This is a genomic window from Photorhabdus viridis, assembly GCF_040256935.1.
Classification (GTDB): domain Bacteria; phylum Pseudomonadota; class Gammaproteobacteria; order Enterobacterales; family Enterobacteriaceae; genus Photorhabdus; species Photorhabdus viridis.
In genome coordinates this window covers 1-1,055 of the sequence record NZ_JBEJZY010000172.1, presented here as the reverse complement: position 1 = coordinate 1,055, position 1,055 = coordinate 1, and the positions used below count along the sequence as shown (strand labels likewise).

Below are 1,055 nucleotides of genomic sequence, written 5' to 3'. Positions count from 1 at the left end.
TTAAAAGAAATTGGATAATTTACCTTTATCCATGATTGTTGAGCTGATGGAACTTTAACCCATTGAATAATTACCCCCGTATCTCCACATTGCCACCAACCATTTTCGGATTTTATAGCTGTATTTTGTAATGCAAGAGTACCACTTCTCTCAGGCGTTAATATATTGTAACGCCGCTGATTCTTGGGATCGTCAGAATAGATATGCAACAATTTCCCTTCAGAGCCGTTAATTCCCAATATATATCCATCTTTCGATTTGAAACGCAATTTAGGAAAAGGAGTTTTACTGTCAATCAGTAAACTGCCAACGGTTGCGGTTTTATTGCTAGAAATGCGTAAGAAAGTATTATCGCTCTCAGATTTAGCATAACTTCCCACATCCCCAGCATTCAGACTAATATCCCCGATCAACGGCTTCCCGTTAATTTTCCGGCTATTCGGCACCGCCCCTTTAGCCAACTCCACCATTTCCGATAAACCGATATTTTTTACAAATTCAGTTTTATTGAAGATGTCTGCTCCATTTTGATTTTTAGCGAGCTTATTATTGGCATTATCATTCACATCAGAAACAAGTTTCTGAGTTGCTGCAAGGGTATTACTGTTACCTGTCTTGTCTGTAAGTTGGGTGATGCCTTTTTCTATAAGTGTGGCGTCAGGAATCAAATCTTGAGTTGCAATCTCTCCCAGTCCTAAATTATTACGTGCTGTCGCTTTGTTATTAATATCAGATAAGTTATTAGCTTTCTGTAGAAATAACCCATTAGGATCTGCTAGTAGATTTTTCCAACCGGAAACTGATGTACTATCCGGATCTGTATTGTTATCTTCTACCCCATTCCACCAAATTTTACTTCCATCAGAACTGGCAACAATGGCCCCTTTAGGATAACCATCAATGGCAGCACTAAAGTCAGCATTATACGAATACAAGCCACCAGACATTGAATAACGTATTGCGGTAGTAATATCATTCAATATCCCGTTCATATCCTTGCCAGATGGAGGAATTCCACCAGCAGATATTGCTGTCATCGTTAACGGGGGAAAACC

1 protein-coding gene is annotated in these 1,055 nt (G+C 39.1%); it reads right to left on the bottom strand.

What is annotated here, in order from left to right:
- Nucleotides 1-947 (bottom strand): phage tail protein (locus ABR397_RS22780; RefSeq protein WP_407072903.1); only part of this gene is annotated, 947 nt, incomplete at its 3' end.
- Between the last annotated feature and the right edge of the window lie 108 nt (nucleotides 948-1,055).